This window comes from Candidatus Margulisiibacteriota bacterium (assembly GCA_028706105.1).
GTDB lineage: Bacteria > Margulisbacteria > Riflemargulisbacteria > GWF2-35-9 > DYQY01 > DYQY01.
Genome location: JAQWCF010000091.1, coordinates 1 through 6263, shown reverse-complemented (window position 1 = coordinate 6263; position 6263 = coordinate 1). Strand labels below are relative to the sequence as shown.

The 6263-nt window shown below is 31.9% G+C and carries 7 protein-coding genes; 6 read left to right on the top strand and 1 reads right to left on the bottom strand.

What is annotated here, in order from left to right:
* A partial coding sequence (locus tag PHF25_08255; GenBank protein MDD4528008.1) for a polysaccharide biosynthesis/export family protein occupies positions 1–471 on the top strand: 471 nt, incomplete at its 5' end.
* A 100-nt stretch (positions 472–571) separates the two neighbouring features.
* Here PHF25_08255 and PHF25_08250 read toward each other — a convergent pair.
* Positions 572–1195, bottom strand: coding sequence for a hypothetical protein (locus PHF25_08250; GenBank protein MDD4528007.1), 624 nt, complete (start codon positions 1193–1195; stop codon positions 572–574).
* Positions 1196–1425: 230 nt separating this feature from the next.
* Here PHF25_08250 and PHF25_08245 point away from each other — a divergent pair, with 230 nt between their 5' ends.
* The 5 genes from PHF25_08245 (at position 1426) to PHF25_08225 (ending at position 5710) form a co-directional block, all read left to right on the top strand.
* Positions 1426–1851: a hypothetical protein gene (locus tag PHF25_08245; protein MDD4528006.1), complete on the top strand. Its 426-nt coding sequence runs from the start codon at positions 1426–1428 to the stop codon at positions 1849–1851.
* Positions 1848–2576, top strand: a complete 729-nt coding sequence (locus PHF25_08240) for a hypothetical protein (protein ID MDD4528005.1) — start codon at positions 1848–1850, stop codon at positions 2574–2576. The genes PHF25_08245 and PHF25_08240 overlap by 4 nt, the downstream gene beginning before the upstream one ends.
* 220 nt (positions 2577–2796) lie before the next feature.
* Positions 2797–3519 carry a tetratricopeptide repeat protein gene (locus tag PHF25_08235; GenBank protein ID MDD4528004.1) on the top strand — a complete coding sequence of 241 codons (723 nt, stop codon included), beginning with the start codon at positions 2797–2799 and terminating at the stop codon, positions 3517–3519.
* A 635-nt stretch (positions 3520–4154) separates the two neighbouring features.
* Positions 4155–4985: an alpha/beta fold hydrolase gene (locus PHF25_08230; protein ID MDD4528003.1), complete on the top strand. Its 831-nt coding sequence runs from the start codon at positions 4155–4157 to the stop codon at positions 4983–4985.
* Positions 4986–4999: 14 nt separating this feature from the next.
* Positions 5000–5710 (top strand): hypothetical protein, encoded by a 711-nt coding sequence (locus PHF25_08225; GenBank protein MDD4528002.1) that lies wholly within the window; start codon positions 5000–5002, stop codon positions 5708–5710.
* Positions 5711–6263: the final 553 nt, after the last annotated feature.

Here is a 6263-nt window from a genome sequence, read left to right as displayed (position 1 = left end):
ACACCATATATTCTTTCTTATGGGGACACTCTGGAAATTAAAGTTATTAATAAAACTGAATTAGACACTAAACAAGCCATAGCACCTGATGGAAGTATCTCGCTACCATCTATTGGCAGAATGAACGCTAGTGGTTTATCTTTGGATGAGCTTCAGAAAAAAGTCAGGGATAATTATTCTCTATATATTAAAAATGCAGATGTAGTTATCTACCTAACTCCAAAACCTATATATGTTGTACAACTTGACCCCAAAAAAGAAACTTGGGAAGTAAAAGAAGCAAAGACGCCTCAAGAAGCTATTGCCTATATGGGGCAATCTAGCAATCAATTGGCCTCTTGTAACTTACAAGCTGGTGATGTTGTTACTGTAAATTATGGTAAAACACCAGAATTTTGGGAAGATAACTGGTATAAGGTGTTAAGTGCGGTTGGGATGGCTACAGGTATTTGGGCAGTGGTGAGTAGATAGGGAAGGTTCGTCGATACCCCCCATTTGGAAAATGATACACAATAAGTTGCGTCAAAAAACAAGTTATATGCAAGAAAAAACACTTTTAAATATAAATATTTTATCTGGAATAGGACTTTTTAAGGAGCTCTTTGTCATCTACAGAGAGTATAGAACAATAAGATAGATATTTTAAAAATACTTTATTTTTTATTAGATTTGTTCCACCCTTATGAATAATCATTTTAACTTTTTTATTAATGTTATCATTTGAAAGATCAGCTTTAAAAGTATTACTTAAACTACTATTCATTTCACCAAATACAAGACCAATTTTATAGAATTCATCATTCGCATCTTTGTTCCCAGATTTTAGTGCTTCTTGATTTAACAATAGCATTGAAGCATATACTCCTTCTAAATCGTCTTTTGTTAAGTTTTTCTTTATAACTTTCTCTAATGCTATAAATCTTTCAGCGTCAAAACCTATTTTCGACCAACTATAAACATTTGGTGGGTAGGAATTTGCAAAAAGCTTATTTTCAGATGGTGATATGCCATGCATCATATAGATATAGCCTACAAGCCCACTATATAGGTCTTTATTTAAAACTCCTTGGCTATCAATCTTTATTGTTTGTTCTAACCATGCAAAACTACTTCCGATATCTCGTTCATTCAACTTAGTTGTTGAAAAGCTCAACACACATGTACTAAGGATTATTAATAATAAAATTTTTCTCATGCTTTAAGTATACTTCATACTTTAATAATTAGTTATAGATAACTTGTCTATATATTTACAGAAAAGATAAAAAAGTGTTCGCTTTCAGCATATAACACGCAGTATACGCTGTGTCACTACATTTCTTGGCCTCCAGCAAACCTCTAGAATAAATTCAAATTTCTCAGAGCATTCGGATTACTGCTGGACCGTTAGACGCAATGTTGGATTATTAGTATATAATAATGTTTATGGAAATGATTAATGTCTTAACTAACGGCATCGGAACAAATTTAGGCAAAGAAATCAGGGTTGAATATTTTAATAACAAAACCCGATTGTTAAAATTGGTTAATCATAAAAATCTAGACAAAATAGACACAACTAGTCTTAATGTAGAATATTTTTGGGACATGTTGGCGTTAGCTATATTTCACGAAAAAGTAATAGTTCCTTTCCATGGTTCAATAAACTTTATAAAAAACACTCGGTCTTACGGTGTGAAACAAGTTGAAATGGGTTCTTATACTCTTGATAATCACTATCTCAAAAAAACAGAATCTATTACAACTCAATTTTTTGCTATAATTAATAAATATGAGCTAACAATCGAACAATTGAATATTCCTAACATAGAAGCCCACATTAAAGCAGGAAAATCATTCTCTGATTTATGAGTCAAAGAAAAACACTTTGGAAGGATAGAGTTGAATTTTTGAAAGATATTTCTTCTTTTATAGGGAGGAATGGAGCTTTCTTTAATCAAAACTCAAATCGCATGAGCGACCTTTTTGAGATGTCTGTTTATAGTGATATTTTGAGATATTACACTCGAAAAAAATTCGAGATTGAAGTTAAAAATATAAATAAAAAAAATGGGGCTTTTCATTTCAAATTAAGTCCAGCAGGAATCGTTGATAATTTTTCATATTTTATTGTTAATAAAAAAGAGGGAAACACTCAACTAATATATGAGGTTCATCATAACACGAGAGTACAGTCAGCACATGATGAATATATATATTTTACTGCGGATGTCTCTGTTTGCTGCTTAGGTGGAGTCACCACAGTAAAGCAGTCAAACGGAAAACGAAACAGTTATATAGAAAACTCAATGTTAGTAACATTTTTCGAAGCAAAAAATATGGTTCCCTTTCCTGAGATAATATTTAGCTTTAATGGAATTGTATTAGAAGTTACCCCTAAGTTTATTATGAAACAAATATTGCCGATAAAAAACGGTAACAACTTATGTCCTGCAATTGTTTTTGCTGGTAAAGAAAATGACCATACCACTCGAATAATTCAATCGATTAAAACAAGATATGGCATTAATGTAATTACTGGATTATATGCTACTAAAGGCAAAATTTATTCACTGAAAAACCTGAACGAATTCTAGGTAAGTATTTCTTGGATGGGCTCCGCCTAGTAATTTATTCCGAAACCTACTAATTAAATAAGCCTTTCTCGCCGTACAAGAGTCAAGCACTCCATATTATTTACAACACAAACCTAATAATAAAGTAGCATTACTTTTATGTAGTTCTATAATTATAAAATGGATTAATTGGCTTGATAATAATTGATTTAAAAAGAATGTCCCTATATTATTAACCTATATGAAAAAAATATTAATAGGAATAATAATTTTAATTTTTTCTTTTACTTATGTGTGTGCAGCTAACTCCAAAAATGCATTAGCTTATTATAATGCAGGGGATGCTAAGGCTGTCCTAAAAGATTACTTAGAGGCTATTGATGATTATTCTAAGGCTATAGAGTTAGACCCTAAATATGCAGCTGCTTACAATAACCGAGGGGTTGCTAAAGATGACCTACAAAACTACACAGGAGCTATTAAAGACTATAACAAAGCAATAGAGCTTAACCCTAAATATGCAGGAGCTTATTATAACAGAGGGCTTTCTAAATATAATCTACAAGACTACACGGGAGCTATTAAAGACTATAACAAAGCAATAGAATTTAACCCTAAAGATGCAGGGGCTTACTATAACCGAGGAATTGCTAAAGATAACCTACAAGACTACACGGGAGCTATTAAAGATTATACTCGAGCTATAGAACTTAACACTAAATATGTAGATGCTTACTATAACAGAGGAAATATTAAAGCTAAACTAAAAGATTACAAAGGGGCTATTAAGGACTATACCAAAGCAATAGAACTTAACCCTAAATATGCTGAGGCTTACCATAACAGAGGGCTTGCTAAATACTATTCTGGCGATAAACATGGAGCATTATCTGATTTAAAAAAAGCAGGTGAATTAGGTGATATGACAGCTTACGAAGCTATACAGGAAATTTCAAAGAAGTAAAACAAACCCTCTTTTCCGTTCAACATACTAGTGAACTCCTCAATGGTTATATTGAAGTCATGAATTATTTTAGACAGAACCACAGGAAACAGACAAATGTACATTTATATCGTACATTATTTATTTTAATAACGTATTATATATGTAGAGCAACCAACTATTATTATGATTGATATGGAATATATCCATTTAATATATTTAGTCTTAAAAAACTTTATTATGTAAGGAGTTGAAACAGTTATTAAAGCAAAAAGTAATCCTAATAAAATAGCCAATAACTTTTTATGATAAAACAACCACGCATTGCCTGCTGTTATTTGAAAAATATTCCAAGAATGAAATATAAAAAAAATCCAAATTAAAATATTATAGAATAGTGACTTTTTATTTCTAAGCGGATATATAATTATGAGTCCAACGAATAAAGTTACTAAAAAAGAGTTAATGAGTAACTCAAGATTTGCGCCGAGCCAGTAGAATGGAATAAGTATTAATGATTGCATAGGTATCCTATATCATATTCTATGTCTCACTGAAAAGCTATATCTATGAAGAATATTGCAAACTGCTACTTGGGTTAGAAAAAGGGGTGTTGGGTGACGACGTGCAGTAATTTAGGATATAATTTTAATACAATGAAACAAATCCTTTTCCTTTTATTATTTTCCTTCCTCTTTGCCTCAACTCCTGATTTCTACCAAAACCTGCTAATTAAAGAAGCCTCACTCAACGTTAGAGAGTCTGGACATTCATATTATTTACAACATCCATCCAACAATAAAGTAGCCTTACTTGTCCATGGTTACACTTCCAATCCAACAGAAACATTAAACTTAGGGAACTATCTTTATAACCAATGTTTTGATGTGTTCGCAATAAGGTTAACAGGTCACGGTACTACTCCGGAAGATTTAAAGAATACAAAATGGCAAGAGTGGTATTCTTCAGCAACTGAAGCCTATGTTTTTTGCTCAGAAAACTATAAAAATGTTTATGTGTTTGGTGTGTCAGCTGGTGCACTTGTTGGGCTAAAGCTAGCAGAGAATTATAACATCAACGGTTTAGTTGTTGCTGGAACATTCCTGTATCTAAATTCCAATGCTAAATATGCTTACTGGCTGTATCCGATAACAAAACTACTACATATTCCATTAGGACATATAGATGTTCCTATACCGCCTGAAAGACAACATATCACTTATCTTAGAAATCCTATAGATTCCGCTGTTCAGCTTTCTTATTTTGCCAAAAACGTCAAAAAACAACTTAGTAAAGTAACTTGTCCAATACTTATAATGCATTACCCTAACGATGATGTGGCAGATCCGAAATCAGCGCACTATGTTTATAATAAGGTTAAGTCGGCTAATAAAAAATTAGTGTGGGCTGGCAAAGAGCATTCGTTTTTGATAGATACAGATAAAAGTTTATATAAGAAAATTAGTGATTGGTATTTGGGATTGTGAGAGGAGAAAGATTAATGGTTAATAATGAATTAAAAACCGCAGATGACGTGAAAGAATATGTGGATTGTATTTTTAATAAAATCTTAGAGGCTCAAGATACAGATTCAATAAAAAAAATAATTGATGAAGATCCAGTCCTCATTAAAAACAAAATGAATGTTGATAAATATCCCAGAATAAATTTTGATATAAACAAAGATGAAATTGATTTGCTAATAAATCAAAATGTTATCGACAATGAGGGAAATATAATTCCAAATTTTCAAAATATTATAAAGAACTCAGATGCTATTACCAAACTTTTTTATGTAGCATTGTGGAAAAATGGGGATTTAACTAAAATTAAACATATTATTCAAGGGATTAGGGATAAAGAAGAATCAATTTCAAAAGAAGATGGATTAGTGTTTTACCATTTTGGTAAATACTTGAAAAATAAAAATCTACCTATTATTGATCAACATGTTTTACGTGCATTTGCAATATATAAAACTGAAAACACTGATTCAAAAAAAATAAATAAGTTAAGAAAATTGAGTACAGTTAATAAAAGTCATAAAAAAATAATATCAGATTATAAAAAATGGTCGGTAAAGGAAGTCCAAATAAACCTAAAAAATATTCCTGATTATTTATATTATATTGATAAAACATTATTTGCTTTAGGTAAAGCTATTAAAATTAAAGACACAAAAGACCAAAATAGCTCTTTGTCTCAAGTTTAATCTAAAATCTAAATTTCCCTGCGCGTGTATCTATCTTAGTGAATAGTGAAAAGTGAATGGTGAAAAGTAATGCAAAAATAATTTATCCCTCCATGGCTCTGTCTCAACTCTTCTCAACTCTATCAAACTCTACTCAACTCTAGTTGAGGGGGTGGCGAACACAGATAAGAAACGGATGGGTGTAGCTAATCGTGGCTGGACGGTAAGCAAATTCATAAACGCAAAATAAAGCTCTAACGTACAGGCTAGGTCAACCCGCACCAGTCGGTGCAGGTTGGGCGGGTCAGCAGTGGTTCAGCTGGAAAAGAAACGGACAGGTGTAGTGGATGGTGGTTGGACAGGAAATGATGGTTGTTGCGGAAGACCATGGTTGTAGTTGCTGGATAGCATCTGGTTCATTGCTGGATAGCCTGTAGTAAAATCGTGGGGTAATGTCCAGAAATGTTTGCAATTTCATCGTAAACTCCATATACCTTAAGCAGCAATTTCTGACAAAATATTAAATTGTTCTTTAAATTGCCTAACTACTTCTTCTAAGAAGTCAGGATTTATA